Origin of the sequence: Gryllotalpicola daejeonensis (assembly GCF_039538145.1) — a bacterium.
GTDB classification, from domain to species: domain Bacteria; phylum Actinomycetota; class Actinomycetes; order Actinomycetales; family Microbacteriaceae; genus Gryllotalpicola; species Gryllotalpicola daejeonensis.
The window spans coordinates 492,599-510,015 of record NZ_BAABBV010000002.1 but is presented as its reverse complement, the minus strand read 5'-3'; the positions used below and the strand labels follow the sequence as shown (position 1 = coordinate 510,015).

The 17,417-nt window shown below is 68.4% G+C and carries 14 protein-coding genes and 1 tRNA gene; 9 read left to right on the top strand and 6 right to left on the bottom strand.

From position 1 onward, the window contains the following. Positions 1-1,385: 1,385 nt before the first annotated feature. Together ABD736_RS15290 and ABD736_RS15285 are read right to left on the bottom strand one after the other, a co-directional pair. On the bottom strand, positions 1,386-2,516 hold the full coding sequence (locus ABD736_RS15290) for a glycosyltransferase (protein ID WP_344792736.1): 1,131 nt from the start codon (positions 2,514-2,516) through the stop codon (positions 1,386-1,388). Continuing rightward, complete coding sequence (locus tag ABD736_RS15285; RefSeq protein WP_344792735.1) at positions 2,513-3,100, bottom strand: LbetaH domain-containing protein; 588 nt, start codon at positions 3,098-3,100, stop codon at positions 2,513-2,515. The genes ABD736_RS15290 and ABD736_RS15285 overlap by 4 nt, the downstream gene beginning before the upstream one ends. Before the next feature lie 153 nt (positions 3,101-3,253). Here ABD736_RS15285 and ABD736_RS15280 point away from each other — a divergent pair, with 153 nt between their 5' ends. The 9 genes from ABD736_RS15280 (at position 3,254) to ABD736_RS15240 (ending at position 13,074) form a co-directional block, all read left to right on the top strand. Further along, positions 3,254-4,489, top strand: coding sequence for an acyltransferase family protein (locus ABD736_RS15280; protein ID WP_344792734.1), 1,236 nt, complete (start codon positions 3,254-3,256; stop codon positions 4,487-4,489). A 124-nt stretch (positions 4,490-4,613) separates the two neighbouring features. Then, positions 4,614-5,876 carry a glycosyltransferase family 4 protein gene (locus ABD736_RS15275; RefSeq protein ID WP_344792733.1) on the top strand — a complete coding sequence of 421 codons (1,263 nt, stop codon included), beginning with the start codon at positions 4,614-4,616 and terminating at the stop codon, positions 5,874-5,876. Further along, entirely contained in the window at positions 5,873-6,922 is a 1,050-nt protein-coding gene (gene gmd / locus ABD736_RS15270; RefSeq protein WP_344792732.1) for a GDP-mannose 4,6-dehydratase, read from the top strand. Before ABD736_RS15275 ends, gmd begins: the two co-directional genes overlap by 4 nt. Beyond that, complete coding sequence (locus ABD736_RS15265; RefSeq protein ID WP_344792731.1) at positions 6,919-7,908, top strand: GDP-L-fucose synthase family protein; 990 nt, start codon at positions 6,919-6,921, stop codon at positions 7,906-7,908. Before gmd ends, ABD736_RS15265 begins: the two co-directional genes overlap by 4 nt. A gap of 153 nt (positions 7,909-8,061) precedes the next feature. Further along, on the top strand, positions 8,062-8,805 hold the full coding sequence (locus ABD736_RS15260; protein ID WP_344792730.1) for a hypothetical protein: 744 nt from the start codon (positions 8,062-8,064) through the stop codon (positions 8,803-8,805). A gap of 101 nt (positions 8,806-8,906) precedes the next feature. Continuing rightward, positions 8,907-10,727 (top strand): DUF4012 domain-containing protein, encoded by a 1,821-nt coding sequence (locus ABD736_RS15255; RefSeq protein WP_344792729.1) that lies wholly within the window; start codon positions 8,907-8,909, stop codon positions 10,725-10,727. Positions 10,728-10,732: 5 nt separating this feature from the next. Next, the gene (locus tag ABD736_RS15250) at positions 10,733-11,287 is read left to right on the top strand and encodes a hypothetical protein (protein ID WP_344792728.1); all 555 of its coding nucleotides are present in this window, start codon (positions 10,733-10,735) and stop codon (positions 11,285-11,287) included. Positions 11,288-11,409: 122 nt separating this feature from the next. Then, entirely contained in the window at positions 11,410-11,970 is a 561-nt protein-coding gene (locus ABD736_RS15245; RefSeq protein ID WP_344792727.1) for a hypothetical protein, read from the top strand. A 60-nt stretch (positions 11,971-12,030) separates the two neighbouring features. Then, positions 12,031-13,074, top strand: a complete 1,044-nt coding sequence (locus tag ABD736_RS15240) for an LLM class flavin-dependent oxidoreductase (RefSeq protein WP_344792726.1) — start codon at positions 12,031-12,033, stop codon at positions 13,072-13,074. A gap of 141 nt (positions 13,075-13,215) precedes the next feature. Here ABD736_RS15240 and ABD736_RS15235 read toward each other — a convergent pair whose 3' ends face one another. The 4 genes from ABD736_RS15235 to ABD736_RS15220 all read right to left on the bottom strand — a co-directional run bounded on the left by ABD736_RS15235 (position 13,216) and on the right by ABD736_RS15220 (position 17,417). Continuing rightward, positions 13,216-13,665: a MarR family winged helix-turn-helix transcriptional regulator gene (locus ABD736_RS15235; protein ID WP_344792725.1), complete on the bottom strand. Its 450-nt coding sequence runs from the start codon at positions 13,663-13,665 to the stop codon at positions 13,216-13,218. A 170-nt stretch (positions 13,666-13,835) separates the two neighbouring features. Then, a tRNA-Pro gene (locus tag ABD736_RS15230) sits at positions 13,836-13,909 on the bottom strand. Between the two features lie 61 nt (positions 13,910-13,970). Beyond that, complete coding sequence (locus ABD736_RS15225; protein ID WP_344792724.1) at positions 13,971-16,310, bottom strand: transglycosylase domain-containing protein; 2,340 nt, start codon at positions 16,308-16,310, stop codon at positions 13,971-13,973. A gap of 120 nt (positions 16,311-16,430) precedes the next feature. After that, a complete protein-coding gene (locus tag ABD736_RS15220) occupies positions 16,431-17,417 on the bottom strand; it encodes a metallophosphoesterase (RefSeq protein WP_344792723.1) in 987 nt (328 codons plus the stop codon).

The window sequence follows — 17,417 nt, the reverse complement described above, 5'->3', positions numbered from 1 at the left end:
GGTGCCGCAGCGGTGGCGGTGCTCGTCTTCGTCGGGCTCGAAGCAGGTATCCTGCCCTTCGTCCTCATCGGCGTGTGCGTCGCGCTGGTGCTCGTGCGCTTCGACGTCGCACTCACGTGGTCGTCGGTCATCGTCTTCGGGTCGATCTTCCTGTTTCAGGTCGCCACGATCCCGACGGGGGTGAAAGCAGCATTCATCGGGGTCGCGGGCGTGCTCGCCATCTGGGCGCTGCTGTCGCTGATCAGACGGATGCCTGACCTCACCGCCCGGGCGCGATCGGGGGTCCGGCTCGTCTTCTGCGCGGTCGGCATCCTTTCGGCCTTCCTGCTGTGGCAGCTCATCGCGCTGAGCTGGAACAGCGTGGCGATCGACGCATGGATGCGCGATGCGCTCAACTACCTGCTGCTGCCCATGGCCGTGCTCATCGGCGTCGAGGCCGGTTTCCGCCTCGCCCCACGGGCAGTCTCGGTCCTCGCGCTGCTCGCAGGGGTCATCGGCGCCTATTCGTTCTCGGTCGCCTGGCTCGGGCGCCGCGCGGCCGAGCAGGGCGGTGACAGCCAGCAGTTCGGGCTGGCGTCGTCGTTCGTGGTCTTCGCCACGCTCGCCCTGTGCCTCGCCCGCTTCACCTCCGGCCGGCTGCGCGGCGTGGCCTGGCTCGTGGCTGCACTCGCCCTGATGGGCATCATGGTCGTCGCGGGCGGCCGTCAGACGATCGTGCAGTGCGTCATCGCGCTGCTCGTCGCCGTCGCCGTCGGCGGCGGGGGGTTCTTCGCGAAGACCGCACGGGTGCTCACGGCGGTCGCCGCGGCCGTGATCGGCTTCATCGTCGTGCTGAACTACAGCGCCAGCTCTAACGACACTGCCGTCGGCCGCTACGCGTTCTTCCAGCGCTTCCTCACCGACGGGTTCTCGGCGATCACGAATGACCAGTCGGCGCAGGCGCGCCTGCGCGCACTGACGTGGCTGCACCAGCAGTGGCAGCTCAAGCCCACCTTCGGCTGGGGCTTCGGCCACGACATGATCAATGTCGCGACCGGCCAGATCGGCGCGAACGTGTTCACGCTGGACTCGCCGCTCGTGCCGCTCGAGAAGTTCGGTGTCTTCGGCACCGCCGTGCTGGTGCTCGCGCTGCTGCTGTTCTTCATCGCCCTGTGGAAGCTCGCCCGCCCCGAGACCGGCAGCACGGCGTTCGGCCGCACCTTCGCCGCCATCGTGACGGTGCTGACGCTCGTCACCCTGGTGAACGGCTTCCCGCCCGAGAACCGCGGGTTCCCCACGTTCTTGCTGCTGTCGTCGCTGATCGCGGTCTCGAACGCGACGTGGCGCGCCCGAGCCGCGGCAGACGGCGGCGATTCCGAACCCGAAACAGCTCGCGGCGTGGCCGATCAGCGCACGGCGAGAGCGACCCGGGCGCCCGCGTCGGCGTATGCCGCCTCGAGTCGATCGGCCACGGCCCCGATCCCGAAGACCTCGGTGATGCTCGCCGAGCCGGCCGCGACCGCAGCCGACCAGGCGCTCGCGTCTGAGAGCAGAGCAGAGACGGCGTCCGCCAGCTCCCCTGGGCTGCCGTCGGTGACGTGCCCCGCCCCGCGCTGAGCGAGCTCGTCCGCGATTCCGCAGTCGCTCGTGAGCACCACCGGCGTTCCGGCCGAAAGCGCCTCGAGCACCGTCATCGGGAACACCTCGCCGAACGAGGGCAGGACATAGACGGATGCCTGCGCGATGCGCCCCCGCGCGGCGCCCTGCGAGATCGCGCCCTCGTAGCGCAACGGAACCGCGGGGTGCTCGGCGATGAAGCGCTGCAGCTCGGCGAGATCGCCCTCATCGGGGCCGACCACGGTGAACCGGGCAGGACTGCCGCGCTCCGCCAGCAGCGCGGCCGCCCGCGCGAACGCCATCACGCGCTTGCGCGGGTGCAGCCGGGCGAGGAACAGCACCTCGGGGTGAGCGGCATCGCGTGCGGCATCCGCCGTCGGTCGCGCATCGATGCCGTTGGCGATCCTCTCGACCCGCACGCCGTCGCCGCCGACGGCGGCGAGACCGGCCTCTTCCCGATCGGTCAGCGCGAAAGCGGTCGATGCTGCGCGCAGGGTGCGTTTCGTCCACACGGCATCGAAGAGGCGGGTCTTCGGGCGCGCGTCCGGCATCACCATGCCGTGCGGCTGCACGATGAACGGGCGCCCTGAGCGCGCGAGGCGCGCGGCCAGCGGCAGTGTGATCAGGTCGCGTGCGAGGTGCAGGTGGACGGCGTCGAGCGATCCCGCGCGGGGTAGCAGCCGGCGCGCCAACTCGGGTGCCCGCAGCCCGCTGAAGCCGCCGACGGGCAGCGCGCTCACCGGGAACAGCCGCACGGCGACGCCGGGCACGGCCAGCTGCGCTTTCCCATCCCACCCGGCGAGCAGCTCGACCTGGTGACCACGGCGCGCGAGCTCGGCTGTCTGGGCCACCGCGACGGCGACGGGGCCGCCGAACGCGCCGTCCTCCGACACGTAGGTCACGACATGCGCGATCCTCACCGGCGGCGCTCCTCCGCCTCGGCGGGGAACCGCGTTCCGACGACCTCGCCGTCACGACCGGCGACGACGGCGTTCGGCGGCACCGTGCCGGAGACGACGGTCATCGGCCGCGCGAGCGCCGAGCGCCCGACGTGTGCGCCGCCGAGCACCATGCAGCGCGAGGTGATCCACACGCCCGGCTCGATCACGATCGGCCGGGTGACGAGCGCCATGTCGCGGCGGTGCCGATGCGAGCCGGTCGTCAGCAGCGTCTCCTGCGAGATGACGACGTCATTGCCGATGTAGATGTGGTTCTGGTTGTGCAGCCACACGCCCTCGCCGATCCAGCTGTCGGCTCCGATGTGCAGCTTCCACGGGAAGCGCACGCGGATGCGCGGCCGCATGATGACCCCCGAGCCGATCTCGGCCCCGAACGCCCGCAGCACGGCGATGCGCAGCCGTGAGCTCAACTGCCACGCCGATGACACGAACAGCAGCTCGCACACGGCCCAGAGCAGAACCACCCACAGCGGGCGGTCCCACGACTCGCGCGCCCCAGGCGCGGAAGCAAGAGGAATCACGGGCGGGTTGTCGGCATCCGTCACGAGTGCAGGTTACCCATGTCCCGTAAACGGGGGACACCCTGCGAATGTAAAACCTGGGCTACCGATTGTCAGGTGTCCTCCGTAGCATGGCCGCTACGCCCCCGAACGGGGGATGAGTTCCGACCAACTCTTCCCACGGCGGTGATGCCCTCTATGTCTACGTCCGCGCCTGCGCGAGCAGGCACACGCATCGAGTTCCCCTACCTCGACGGAATCCGCGGCCTCGCGGCCGTCGTCGTGGTGCTCTATCACGCGTGGCTCTTCACCGGCCTCAGCGGTCAGGCGGTCGCGAGCTCAGACCTCGCGATCCCGCGCCTGATCATCGGCCACGGCTACCTCGGCGTGCCGGTATTCATCGTGCTGTCCGGCTACGTGCTCATGCTGCCGATGGCCCGCAACGGCTCCAGCTGGTACTCGAGGGGCTTCGGGAGCTACATCTTCCGGCGCGCCAAGCGCATTCTGCCGCCGTACTACGCCGCCCTCGCCTTCACGGTCGTGCTGATCGCCGCCATCCCGCTGATGCGCGCGCCGCACGACACCCAGTGGGACTCCAAGATTCCCGTGACGTTCGGCGGGGTCGCGAGCCACCTGTTCATGCTGCAGGATCTGAACCACGACTGGATCGAGCAGATCAACGGCCCCATGTGGTCGGTGGCCGTCGAGTTCCAGATCTACTTCCTGATGCCGCTCATCCTGTTGCTGTGGCGGTTCTGCGGCGCCTGGGTCGCCGTCGGCATCACGGTCGCTGCAAGCATCGTTCCCGCTCTCTTCGGCGTCGCCACCTTCGCCCACCCGTGGCTGCTCGGACTGTTCGCGATCGGCATGCTCGCCGCACGCCTCACGTTCGTCGTGCCGAGCAGGCGCTGGATCGAGCCCGCCGCGCTCGCCGCGGGACTCGTCGTCGTCGCGGTCGCGTATCGCGCGCTGCCCGTCGTCCGCGAGCACGGCTGGTTGATCGAGCTGGTGATGGGATGCCTGACCGCGGCCGCCCTCGTCGCGCTGGGCCGCCTCGCCATCGCCGGTCGCCGCAACATCGTGACGGGCTTCTTCGGCTCGCGGCCGATGCTCTTCCTCGGCCTGACGTCGTACAGCATCTACCTCGTGCACAGCCCGCTGATCGGCCTGGCGAACCTCGTGCTGCTGCCGCTGGATCTGCCGCTCGTCGCGAACTACCTCGTGCTGACCTTCGTCGCCGTGCCGCTCGCGCTGGGCGTCAGCTGGCTCATGTTCTTCCTCGTCGAGCGGCACTTCCTGAACTCCCGGCAGCGTGACGCCTCACGCGAGCTGCGTGCGGCCGAGGCATCCGCAGCGCCCGTCGAAGCCGGCCATGATGGTCGGCGCGCGCCGGCGCGCGAAGCCGCGGCAGACGAGGCTGAGGCCGCCTATTAGCGGCGCGAAGACGGCGTGTAAACGACGTGTTGCTTTTCGCTCTACCCCTATACGGGGGGTACGAATCTTGTTACATTGCCCACACGACACAAGGAGACCTTCCTACCGACCTAGGAGGTTTGCGGTGACCGACCAACCGCTCCGTGTGGCGATCATTTCGTTGAACTACGCGCCGGAGCGCACGGGTATCGCGAGATACACGTCCTCTCTTGCGCAGGGGCTGCACAAGCGTGGCCACCGGGTTCAGGTGATCACCACCCACCCGCACTACCCCGAGTGGAGCATCCACGAGGGCTACGGCCAATGGCGCCGCGACGAGCTCGTCGACGACGTGCCGGTGCGCCGGCTGCGGCACTACGTGCCGAAGCGCCCCAGCTGGATCCCTCGGGCGATCAGCGAGCTCACCTTCGGGGTTCGCGCGCTGCTCACCTCGTGGGGCCGGCCCGACGTCGTCGTGCTGCCCTCGCCGGCGCTGTTCGCCTGCTCGCTGGTACTGCTGCGGGCGCGGCTCTTCACCCGCCGCGCCGCCACCGTGGTGTGGGTGCAGGATCTCTACAGCCTCGGCGCGGCCGAGACTCAGGGCGGCACGGGCGCAGCGGTGCAGGCGCTCTCCCGCGTCGAGTCGGCCACCCTCGGCGCGGCAGACGGCGTCGCACTCATCCACTCGCGCTTCCGCGATCAGGTCGTCGACAAGCTGCGCGTCGAGCCGGGCCGCGTCGGCGTGATCAGGAACTGGACCTCGGTGGGCGCCGTCGACCGCGCGATCGACCGCCAGGCCGTGCGGCTGCGCCTCGGCTGGTCGCCCGACGAGCTCGTGCTCATGCACACCGGCAACATGGGCGTGAAGCAGGGCCTCGAGAACATCGTCGAGATGGCGCGCATCGCCGAGGCGACGCAGTACCCGGTGCGCGTCGTGTTCACGGGCGGCGGCAGCCAGAAGGAGCGGCTCGTCGAGCTGGCCGCAGGTCTCAGCAATGTGCAGTTCCTCGACTCGCTGCCCGACGGCGAGTTCGAAGAGGCGCTGAACAGCGCCGACATCCTGCTGCTCAATGAGAAGCCCGGGGTCGCCGAGATGGCGGTGCCGAGCAAGCTGACGACGTATTTCAGCACGGGGCTTCCCGTTGTGGCTGCGACGGATGCCGCAAGCATCAGCGCCGCGGAAGTGGACGTCTCCGGGGGCGGCGTGCGCGTCGACCCCGGCGACCCGGCCGCGCTGTTCGAGGCGGTCACCCGGCTCGGCGCCGACTCGGCACTACGGGCCCGGCTCGGCATGGCCGGGCGCAAGTTCCGCGACGCCTACCTCGCCGAAGACGCCGCGATCGACAGCTACGAGCAGTGGCTGCAGCAACTCGTCGACAACCACGCACTGAAAGGGACCTCAGCATGAGTGCAAAGCGTGCTTTCATCACGGGCATCACCGGCCAAGACGGCTCCTATCTCGCCGAGCTGCTGCTGTCGAAGGGCTACGAGGTGCACGGGCTCATCCGTCGCGCCTCGACCTTCAACACCTCGCGCATCGACCACCTCTATGTCGACCCGCACGAGCCCGGGGCGAAGCTCTTCCTGCACTACGGCGACCTGAGCGATGGCGCCCGGCTCGTGAGTCTGCTCGCGCACCTGCAGCCCGACGAGGTCTACAACCTCGCGGCGCAGTCGCACGTGCGCGTCAGCTTCGACGAGCCGGAGCACACGGGCGACACCACCGGCGTCGGCTCGGTGCGCATGCTCGAGGCGGTGCGCATGTCGGGCATCACGACGCGGTTCTACCAGGCGTCGTCTTCGGAGATGTTCGGTGCGACGCCGCCGCCGCAGAGCGAGACGACGGCCTTCCACCCCCGCTCGCCCTATGGCGCGGCGAAGGTCTACTCGTACTGGATCACGAAGAACTACCGCGAGGCGTACGACATGTTCGCCGTCAACGGCATCCTCTTCAATCACGAGTCGCCGCGGCGAGGCGAGACGTTCCTGACGCGCAAGGTCACCCGAGCCGTCGCGGCCATCAAGGCCGGCAAGCAGAAGCACGTCTACCTCGGAAATCTGGACGCGGTGCGCGACTGGGGTTACGCGGCCGAGTATGTCGAGGGCATGTGGCGGATGCTTCAAGCCGACGAGCCCGACGACTACGTCCTCGCGACGGGCACCGGCTACACCGTGCGGGACTTCGTCGAGACCTCCTTCGCGCACGCCGGGCTGGACTGGCGCGAGCACGTGCGCTTCGACGAGCGCTACCTGCGGCCGGCAGAGGTCGACGCTCTGATCGGCGATGCCTCCAAGGCCCGCGACAAGCTCGGCTGGGTGCCGGAGGTCGACCCCATGGCACTCGCGCGCCTCATGGTCGACGCGGACATAGAAGAGCTCGCCTGCGAGGGGCGGCCGTGGATCGACACCGTGCGCCTGGGCAGCTGGGGCACGAAGGCGGCGGTGCCGGCGTGACCCTCGACGACTTCCGGCCCGGCCCCCTCGACCGCGACGAGACGTTCTATGTCGCGGGCCACCGGGGCCTGGTCGGCTCGGCGATCTGGCGCAGACTCGAGCGGGCGGGCTTCCGCGGCCTCGTCGGCCTGCCGTCTGCCGAGCTCGACCTCACAGACCGGGCGGCGGTGTTCGACTTCTTCGCCGAGACGCGGCCGCGCTACGTGGCCGTGGCGGCGGCGAAGGTCGGCGGCATCCTCGCCAACAGCACCTACCCGCAGGAGTTCCTGAGTGAAAACCTGCAGATCCAGGTCAACGTGATGGACGCGGCGCTCGCCACGCGGGTCGAGCGGCTGCTGTTCCTCGGTTCCTCGTGCATCTACCCGAGGCTCGCGCCCCAGCCGATCACCGAGGACGCGCTCCTGACCGGCCCGCTGGAAGAGACCAACGATGCGTACGCGATCGCGAAGATCGCCGGCATCATGCAGGTGCAGGCGATCCGTCGCGAATACGGCCTGCCGTGGATCTCCGCGATGCCGACGAACCTCTACGGCCCCGGCGACAACTTCTCGCCGCAGGGCTCTCATGTACTGCCGGCGCTGATCCGCCGCTACGACGAGGCGCGTGCGGCCGGGGCATCCCACGTCACCAACTGGGGCACCGGATCGCCGCGTCGCGAATTCCTGCATGTCGATGACATGGCGGATGCCTGCCTGCACCTCCTCGAGAACTACGACGGGCCGCAGCAGGTCAACGTCGGCACAGGCACCGACGTCACGATCCGCGAGCTCGCCGAGATCGTCGCGGCGGCTGTCGGGTTCGACGGCGACACCCTGTGGGACGCGTCGAAGCCTGACGGGACGCCTCAGAAGCTGCTCGACGTATCCAAGCTCGCAGACGCCGGCTGGAGGGCCCGAATCGGCCTCCCGGACGGCATCCGCTCCACCGTCGAGTGGTTCCGCGCTCACCAGGGCACGGAAGCCATGTCCCCCATCCGAGGGATATGAAAATCAAGTAAACAAGCCTTGCGTTTATCCGATTCATAGATAACGTGGCTTGAGTCCGGACCGACCTCCGGGAAGGTCCGCTAGTGGGACCAGAACGAAAACCCACGCCAACGCATTGCCCAAATCCACACCGACCTGCGGATAGGACACACGATGCACAAGATCACAAAAACGGCGCTGGCCCTCGCGGTGGGAACCGCTCTCGCACTGGGCGTTCCGCTCGCAGCGAGCGCGACTCCGGTCGCAACCACCAGCTCCGTGACTGTCAACTCGGCCCCCGTGGCCCTCTCTCACCACGACAGTGGTCAGGGCAAGGATCACGGCAAGGCGGTGGGGTACAACCACCACCCGAAGCCGACCAAGCCGGCATACCCGCCGACGAAGCCGCCGAAGCCGCACCACCATCACCCGCACCCCTTCTGGTGGGGCGGATTCTGGTGGTTCCCGTTCTTCTTCCCGGCTCACACGTTCCACCCGGGCGAGATCGTCCACATCACCATCACCGGTTTCGGGGGCTTCTCGTTCTTCGGCACGTTCACTGCCGATGAGTCGGGCAGCATCAACCTCGGAACCGCGGCTGCTGACGGGTCGCTGACCGCTCAGCTGAAGGCAAGCGGGTCTCAGAACCTCGCGGGCCAGAAGCTGAACGCCACCGTGACCGACAGCTCCGGCACCTCCGTGACGCAGACCGTCTCGGTTCCTGCTGACGCTGCGAAGAGCGCTGCTACCACCAAGGGTGCTTCTTCGGTGACGGCCGCCGACCCGAGCTCGCTCGCGTCGACCGGTTCGTACATCTCGCTGGCTACCGTCTGGGGTGCCGTCGGCCTGCTGGCCCTCGGCGCCGGCTTCGTGACGATGCGGTCGGTCACCCGCCGCAAGGATCGAGCCAAGGCATAGCGTCCTCCGGTTGACGGGGGTCGTCCTGGTTCAGGGCGGCCCCCGTCACACTGCGGGAACGTACAGCCTGGCCGGAAAAGGCCTCTGCTTAGATGGAGCGCATGTCGTCAGCCGCTGCCGACCGTCTGACGCGCCGCGGGCGCGGGCGCCGGTCGTGGATCGCGTGGCTGATCGCCGCCGTGCTCCTCGTCATCATCGCTGTCGCCGCGTGGGTGGGGGTGAGGGGAATGCTCGCAGCGAACGAGCTGCGCCAGGCGCTGCCTGTCGCGAGCCGCGTGCAGTCCTCCGTCATGAGCGGCGACACCACAGGCGCCGCGAGCGCGATCACCCAGCTGCGCTCTCACGCAGACAAGGCGCACAGCCTGACCTCCGACCCCGTCTGGAACCTCGTCGCGCATGTTCCGGGCATCGGCCCGAACCTCACCGCTCTCGGCGGAGTATCCGCCAGCGCGGCATCCATCACCGACCACGGCTTGAGCTCGATCGCCGGGCTCGCCGGAAAGCTCAGCGCAGACACCTTCAAGGTCAAGGGCGGCGCCATCGACGTCGCGCCGCTCGCCTCCGCGGCGCCGGCGCTCGCGAAGGCCGACGCGGCCATGCAGTCAGGCGAGCGGCTGTCTCGGGGTGTCTCCACCGCGGGCGTCATCGGCCCGCTCGCGAGCGCCGTCAACGACTACAAGTCGAAGATCACCGAGATCTCGACCTTCACGGATGCCGCGAGCAGGGCGGCCACGCTGCTGCCCGGCATGCTGGGCGACTCGGGACCGCGCACCTACCTCGTGCTCGTGCTCAACAACGCCGAGCTGCGCTCCTCAGGCGGCATCCCCGGATCGGTCGTGCACGTCACGGCCGACCACGGCAAGATCACCTTCGACGACCAGTATTCGGGCAGCAGCTTCGGCCCGTACAACGCCCCCGTGACCAAGCTCGCCGACCCGACGAACCAGCTCTTCGGCGAGATCACCGGCGAATACATGCAGGACGTGACGCTGACGCCGCGCTTCGACCAGTCCGCGCAGCTCGCCGCCGCCATGTGGAAGCAGCGCTTCGGCCAGTCCGTGAGCGGCGTCATCAGCCTCGACCCGGTCGCGCTCAAGTACATCCTCGCGGCCACCGGCCCGGTGACCGTCGGCGCCGGAACGCCCGAGCAGACCGAGCTCAGCTCGAACAACGTCGTCAAGGCACTGCTCTCCGACGTCTACGCGCGCTTCAGCGCGCCTGCCCAGCAAGACGCCTTCTTCGACGCGGCATCCGCCACGATCTTCACCAAGCTCGCGAGGGGCGACTTCTCGCCGTCCGCGATGCTGAGCGCCTTCGCGCGCATCGGCGATGAGCGGCGCCTCAACGTGTGGAGCGCCGACGCGAAGGAGCGCGCGGAGCTCGCCGACACCACGCTCTCCGGCGGCCCCGCCAAGTCGGCGCCCGGCGAGCAGCGCTTCGGCGTCTACCTCGCCGACGGCACCGGCTCGAAGATGGACTACTACCTGCACACCAAGGTCGAGCTCGGCCAGCCGGTGTGTTCGAAGGTCGGGCCGCTGTATGTCGTGCAGGTCACTCTAACCAACGGGATCACCGCCGCGCAGGCGGCGAAGTTGCCCGCCTACGTGAGCGGTGGGGGAGAGTTCGGGGTCGCCGTCGGCACGATTCGCACCCAGGTCACCGCCTACGGCACGCCCGACACCGAGTTCGGCAGCGCACTCGACTCCGATGGCTCCGCCGAGCCGGTGAAGTTCGTCAAAGACGGCGACCGCAGCGCTGCGCAGTACGTCGTCGATCTGAAGCCGGGGCAGAGCTCGACGGTGCGGCTCGTCTACAACCCGAAGAAGGGCAAGAGCGGCCGCATCGCAGCGGACGTCACGCCTCAGGTCAACCGCGTCTCGATCTCCAAGGGCACCTTCACCTGCGGGCAGGTGCTGAAGTGAGGCGGATGCTGGCGAAAGCGCTCGCCGCCATCGTTGGGCTCGCGGCGGCGGCGGCGCTCGCCGTGGGCGCCTCGTCGGCGGCGCAGGCCGCGTCGTATCCTCCGGCCACGACCGGCACCTTCGCGGTGACCGGCCACGTCGGCGCGAATACGATCACCGTCGGCGGCCTCGGCGCGAAGCAGCCGGCCACCGCGCTCATCACCGGCCGCGGGGCCGCCCCCACGGTCGCCGACTTCCGCGCCGGGGTGCGTGCAGAGACCGCCGATCTCGAGGTGGGCACCACGGATGCCTCGGGCGCGGTCACTTTCACGCTGGTGTTCCCGCGCGAGGCATCCGGCGTCTACAACGTGTCGCTCTCGACACCGGACGGGCACAGCGTTTCGGGGTCCGTAACGTTGCCGGCGGCCGCCACGGGCCCGCTGGCGCTCACCGGGTCGAACATCGCGATGTGGATCGTATGGCTCGCCGGGCATCCTCGTGCTCATCGGCATCATCGCCGTGCTCATCGCCTCTGCGCGTCGTCGCACGCGCTGACCACGCGTCTCATGGTCCGTCCGTAACGGGTCCTTCCACGAGCGTCGAGCGGCCCCTTGTTCGGGGGAGTCCGAACCTGTCTGCGCACAGCTAAAGTGAGATATCTTCACAAGTGAGATATCTTCAACAACGCAGAGATGAGACCCGAATGTCATTTCTTGCCAAAGTGCTCGCCGGCGCCGCTGCCGCGACGCTTCTCGCGATCGCCGCTCCGCTGAGTGCATCAGCAACCCCGGCGTACACCCCGCACAGGCCCGACAGCTGGGCGCGCACGATCGTGCCGCAGACCTCAGTCAGGCACACGATCCCGAATGAGACCTTCGACCCCTGCGCGGCGCTGCAGGTGAGCGTGACGAGCGAGTCGCCGTCGCCCACTCTCGCCACCTTCGCCGCCTCGCAGCTCACGGGCGCTCTGACGAGCGACTGCCATGGGGGAGGCGCAGTGGTGAAGCTCGACTTCGGCGCCGACACGCACGGCGTGTACGACGTCACCGTCTCGCAGCCCGGCACCGACCGTGTCTCGTACGGCGTCGTCACGGTGATCCCGGCGAAGTCGGCGGCGGCCGTCGCGGCCGATCCGGCAGATCCCTCGTCGCTTGCACGCACCGGCACCACGATCGACATGGGTGTGCTGTGGGGTGCGGGAGCGGCGATCGCTGCGGGCATCGTGCTGTGGGTCCTGTCGCGCGTGCGCAGGCGCACCCGCTGATTTCTTCTCGGGGCGGCGGCGCCAGGAATCCGTCGCCCCCTGCGGGTGTTGTCGTGAAAGATGACTGCGCTCGCTGATGTGCCCCTGAATGTGCTCGACCTCGCCTGGCGCGGGTTCGGGCAGACCAACGCCGACGCCGTCGCCGGCTCGATCGAGCTCGCGAAGCATGCGGAGGCCCTCGGCTACGGGCGGTACTGGTTCGCCGAGCACCACGGCATGCCGGGCATCGCGTCCTCGTCGCCGGCGATCCTCATCGGGGCGGTCGCGGCCGCGACGTCTCGGCTGCGCGTCGGCTCGGGCGGCGTCATGCTGCCGAACCACTCGCCGCTGGTCGTCGCAGAGCAGTTCGGCACCCTGCGGGCACTCTACGGCGACCGCATCGACCTCGGCATCGGGCGTGCCCCCGGCACCGACGGCGTGACGGCGTTCGCGCTGCGGCGCACGCAGGAGGGGCTCGACGCCTCCGCGTTCCCGCGCGAGCTGATGGATCTGATCGGGTTCTTCCACGGCATGTCGCCGAACAACCCCATGGCGCAGCTGCTGGCCGTTCCCGGGCTCGGTGACGCCCCCGAGATCTGGCTGCTCGGCTCGTCGGGGTTCTCGGCGGAGCTCGCGGGAACGCTCGGCCTGCCCTTCGCGTTCGCCCACCACTTCTCGGGAGAGAACACGGAGCGCGCGCTCGAGATCTACCGCGATTCCTTCCGCGAGGGCGGATTCCTGGAGGCGCCGCACTCGATGGTCGCCGTCTCGGTCATCTCGGACGACACGGCCGAAGCCGTTCGCCGCGAGATGCTGCCAGGCGCGATCACCTTCATTCGCATGCGGCAGGGCCAGAAGCCCTCGCCCATCTCGATCGACGAGGCGCTTGCCTACGAGTTCTCGCCGCTCGAAGAGGAGTTCATCGCTCACCGCAACGCACGCCAGGCGATCGGCACGCCCGAGGTGGTGCGCGCTCAGCTCGAGTCCCTGCTCGAGTCGACAGGCGTCGATGAACTGATGCTGCAGCCCTCGGGGGCCACGCTCGAGGGGCGCAAGCGCTCACTCGAGATCGTGCGTTCGCTGGTCGATTCCGCGACTTCCAGCGAAGGCCCGGCGACTCACTGACTGTCGTCGCTGTCGCGGCAGCGCGAGCCCCCACCGCGTGACCGGTGGGGGCTCCTCTCCGAATCGGGTTGAGGAGAGAGCGGGCGTTGGCCCGCTATTGGTTAAGACCCCTGTCAGGCGGCTTCGTGACGCTCGGATGCGCTAAACGCGAGGTTCCTTCGAGTTGTAGCGGTCGAGCAGCTCGGCGAACGTCGCGAGCTCGTCGTCGGTCCAGTCGGCGAGCCGCTCGAATGACGCCTTGCGCTGCTCGCCGCGGGCCGAGGTGAGGCGGCTCTTGCCGGCATCCGTCAGCTGCAGCTCGCGCCCGCGGTGGTGCGAGTCCTGATTGCGCGCCGCGTATTCGACGAGCCCGTGCTCGAGCAGCGAGGCGACCTGGCGCGAGACGGTCGAGCGGTTCAGGTGGAAGGAAGCGGCGATGTCCGTCGCGCGGCACCCCTTCGTCGCCCCGATGAACTGCAGCAGCGAGTGCTCGACGTAGCTGAGCGGTGCGGCCAGCCGCCGCGCTCGGGCCGTTCCGCGTCGGGTGACGACGTTGATCTCTTCGAAGATCGTGTCAAGCAGCTGCGCTCGGGAGGACTTCGGCCGTGCCATGGCACGAACCTAGTGCGTGCGGGGTTGCAATGCACCACGCACGGCCGTATTTCGTGCGCCGTCATCAGGGGCTTTTGTTGCATCGAGGCAACTGGATGCCTGGGCCGAGCGCCGGGGACGGAAGAAGCCCCCTCCGCAGAGGGGGCTTCCGCCGTGTTGTGCAAATTTTGTCGGGGTAGCGGGATTTGAACCCACGACCTCTTCGTCCCGAACGAAGCGCGCTACCAAACTGCGCCACACCCCGAGTCGCCCGAAGGCCTCAGCCAGTCTACCTGATTCGTGACCGGGGTTCGAACCGTCGTGGTCTACGGGCCGGCCGACGGCGGGACGGTGGGCAGCGTCGGCTGCGTGGGTTGCTGCGCCGGTTGGGTCGGCTGCTGCGCTGGCTGCGTCGGCTGCTTTGCCGGCTGGGTCGGTTGCTGCGCCGGCTGCGTCGGCTGGGTGTTCGGCGTCGCCGGAGTGGTCGGTGCCTGGTAGTACTTGCCGTACACCATGCTCGACGGTGCAGTGGGGAAGTCGTCTCCGCCGTAGGTCGAGTTGAGCGCCGCGATGATCGGCTTGGCGATGTACAGCTTGGCGTCGCTGCCGACCACGACCCGGCCCGTCTGGGAATCCGTGAAGGTCGTGTTGCGCAGGCCGAAGTGGTCATCGATGTCGCCGACCCAGGTCACCTGGGCGACCTTCGAGGTCGTCGTCGCGAGCCAGTTCTCGGTGCCCGCGTTGCCCTTCGCGCCCGCGGTGCCGGTCTTGCCCGCGAGCGGGATGCCGTCGTACGGGTTGGCGGCCGCGCCGGTGCCGCCGCCCCTCATGACGGTTTGCAGCGCGTAGAGAACGGTGGCCGCGACATCTGCCGGGATCGCCTGCGTGCAGGTCGTCTTCGGCACCGCGATGCTCTTGTTGGTGTCCGTGCGGGTGATCTTGTTGATCACGACCGGGGTGCAGCTGATGCCGTTGTTGGCGAAGGCGGCGTACGCCTGCGCCACCTGCAGGGGCGACACGTAGTTGCCCGTACCGATCGCGCTTCCCGGCACCGACTTCCACTGCACCTTCGGGTTCGACGTGTTGACGCCCATCTTGTTCGCGAGCTTGCCGACCTCGCAGAGGTTGAGCTGCTTGGCCATGCCCATGTAGATCGTGTTGATCGACTCGGTCGTGCCGCTCAGCACCGAGTGGTACCCGTTCTCCCAGGAGGAGTCGTTGTAGATCTGCCAGCGATTGCTCGCGCTGCCGTACGGCTCGTCAGAGCCGCACTTCGTGTGGAATTCGGCATCGTTGAACCACGTGCTCGAGCCGTTGATGCCCTCGGAGAGCGTGTGTCCTTGCTCAAGCCATTCGGCCAGCACGAACGGCTTGAAGCTCGAGCCCATCTGGAACCCGCCTGAGCTTCCGTATTGATAGGGAGTTGTGTAATTGACGGCAGTCGCGCCCGGGTCGCTCGTCGCTCCGTCGGTGTACGTCTTGTTCTGGACCATGGTGACGACGCGGCCCGTGCCCACCTCCATCGAGGTCTGGGCGGCGCCGAGCTTGTAGTTGGGGTCGGAGTGCGGGATGTAGGCGTCCATCGACTGCTGCGCCGTGTTCTGCAGGTCGAGGTTCAGCGTCGTGTAGACGTTGATGCCGCCCTGGCGGAAGAACCGCTCGCGGTCGGCGGCCGTCTTGCCGAAGGTCGTGTCGTTCAGGATGACGTCTTGCACGTAGTCGCAGAAGAAGCCCGCGTCGAACTGCTGCGCCGTGGTGCAGCCGGAAGGCGTCGGCGTGATGTGCGGCGTGATCGGCTGCTTCTTGGTCTCGTCGGCCTGCTTCTGCGTGATCTTGCCGTTCTTCGCCATGCGGTCGAGCACGTAGTCGCGGCGGTCCTTGGTGGCCTGGAAGCCGTTCTTGGGGTTGTTGCCCGGGTTCTGCTTCTCGTTCAGGTCGATGCGCAGATTCGCCGGGTTGTTCAGGATCGCGACGAGGGTCGCTGACTGGTTGAGGTCGAGTTTCGCGGCGGTGGTGTTGAAGTAGTAGTTGGCCGCCGCCTCGACGCCGTAGACCTGGCCGCCGAAGCCGACGAGGTTCAGGTACCCGAGCAGGATCTGCTGCTTCGTGTACTGCTTCGAGACGCCGGTGGCGTAGCGGATCTCTTGGATCTTGCGGGGAACCGAGATGCCGGCGGCGTTGTCGTAGCACTCCTTCAGTGCCTTTCGCTGCGCGGCCTGCACCTTCGCAGTCGCGTTCCCGTCGACCGGGTTGTCGGCCTCGCAGCGCTGCACGAGCACGTTCTTCACGTACTGCTGGGTGATCGACGATCCACCCTGGGTGCCGTTGCCAGACACGGTGCTCGCCGCACCGCGCAGGATGCCGAGCACGTCGATGCCGCCCTCGGTGTAGAAGCGCGGATCCTCGGTGGCCACGGCGGCGTCCTTCACGGACTGCGACACTTTGTCCCACGGCACGTCGATGCGGTTCTGGAAGTAGAACTGCGCGATCTTGACGGGCTTCCCGCCCTGCGTCGCGTAGAACGTCGTGTACTGGTCGGGCGGGTCGATCTTCAGATAATCGGGCAGCGCGTTGAACGAGTCGATGCCCGACTTCGTCACGGTGGTTCCGGCGATCGCCGCGGGCGCCGCCAGGATGCCGACGAGAACACCTGCGATCACGCTCATTCCGAGGAATGCGCTCAGGGCCTTGAACAGCCTGCTCCGACGACCCGGCTCCGACCCAGACAATGACACGCTTTCAGGCTAGCCCGGGCGCATCAAAGGTTCCCTAGAGCGGCCTAGGGGCTAGACGGATGCGTGGCCTTCGGGTACCAGAGTGATGAGGCTGGCCTCTGGCCTGCACGCGAACCGCACGGGCGCGTAGATCGAGGTGCCGAGCCCCGCGCTGACGTGCAGATAGGCGGAGCGCAACGCGTGCCGCCACATGCTCAGACCCTTCACCTGCTTCCGCGGGATGTCGCAGTTGGTGACGAGGGCGCCGAATCCCGGCACGCACACCTGGCCGCCGTGCGTGTGCCCGGCGAAGATCATGCGCGCGCCCTGGTCGACGAACTCATTGAGCACGCGCTGGTAAGGGGCGTGGGCGACGCCGATGCGGACGGTGCCGTCGGCGGCTGGTCGAGTAGGTCGCTCTGCGACCGTATCGAGACCCTCTTCTGCACGAGCCAGGCCGGCCACAGCATCCGTCATCGCATCAAGCCGGTCGTACTTGCGATGCGGGTCGTCGACGCCGAAGAACTCGAGCCGCGTGCCCTTGATCTCGAGCGCGGCGGCCGTGTTGTTGAGGTCGGTGAGACCGAGCTCGTCCAGGTACCGGCCCAGCCCGCCGATGTCGAGCTTGCGGGGCGCGGGATGTAGGCGGCTTGGGCCGGTGAAGTACTTGAGCGGATTCTTCGGCGACGGCCCGAAGTAGTCGTTCGAGCCCCACACGTAGACGCCGGGCGTGCCACGGAACGGCTCGAGGGCCGCGCGGATGCCACTCAGCCCGTCCTCGTGGCCGAGGTTGTCGCCGGTGTCGACGATCAGATCGGGCTGCAGTTGCGCGAGTTGGGCGACCCACAGCTGCTTCTCACGCTGCCACGGCGCCATGTGCAGGTCGGAGAGGTGCAGCACCCGGATGGGCTCTGCGCCCACCGGCAGCGCCGGCACCGTGAACTCGCGCAGCGTGAACTGCGTGCGCTCGATCAGCGACGCGTAAGCGAGGGTTGCCGCGCCGACGGCACCGACCGCGAGTGCGGCGGCGCCGACGGTGCGCAACGGGCTAGCTGCCAT

Coding starts and splice junctions, on each gene's coding strand:
- ABD736_RS15280 (WP_344792734.1), top strand. CDS start 3,254: ATGTCTACGTCCGCGCCTGCGCGAGCAGGCACACGCATCGAGTTCCCC.
- gmd (WP_344792732.1), top strand. CDS start 5,873: ATGAGTGCAAAGCGTGCTTTCATCACGGGCATCACCGGCCAAGACGGC.
- ABD736_RS15260 (WP_344792730.1), top strand. CDS start 8,062: ATGCACAAGATCACAAAAACGGCGCTGGCCCTCGCGGTGGGAACCGCT.
- ABD736_RS15255 (WP_344792729.1), top strand. CDS start 8,907: ATGTCGTCAGCCGCTGCCGACCGTCTGACGCGCCGCGGGCGCGGGCGC.
- ABD736_RS15250 (WP_344792728.1), top strand. CDS start 10,733: ATGCTGGCGAAAGCGCTCGCCGCCATCGTTGGGCTCGCGGCGGCGGCG.
- ABD736_RS15245 (WP_344792727.1), top strand. CDS start 11,410: ATGTCATTTCTTGCCAAAGTGCTCGCCGGCGCCGCTGCCGCGACGCTT.
- ABD736_RS15240 (WP_344792726.1), top strand. CDS start 12,031: ATGACTGCGCTCGCTGATGTGCCCCTGAATGTGCTCGACCTCGCCTGG.
- ABD736_RS15235 (WP_344792725.1), bottom strand. CDS start 13,665: ATGGCACGGCCGAAGTCCTCCCGAGCGCAGCTGCTTGACACGATCTTC.
- ABD736_RS15225 (WP_344792724.1), bottom strand. CDS start 16,310: ATGAGCGTGATCGCAGGTGTTCTCGTCGGCATCCTGGCGGCGCCCGCG.
- ABD736_RS15220 (WP_344792723.1), bottom strand. CDS start 17,417: ATGGCAGCTAGCCCGTTGCGCACCGTCGGCGCCGCCGCACTCGCGGTC.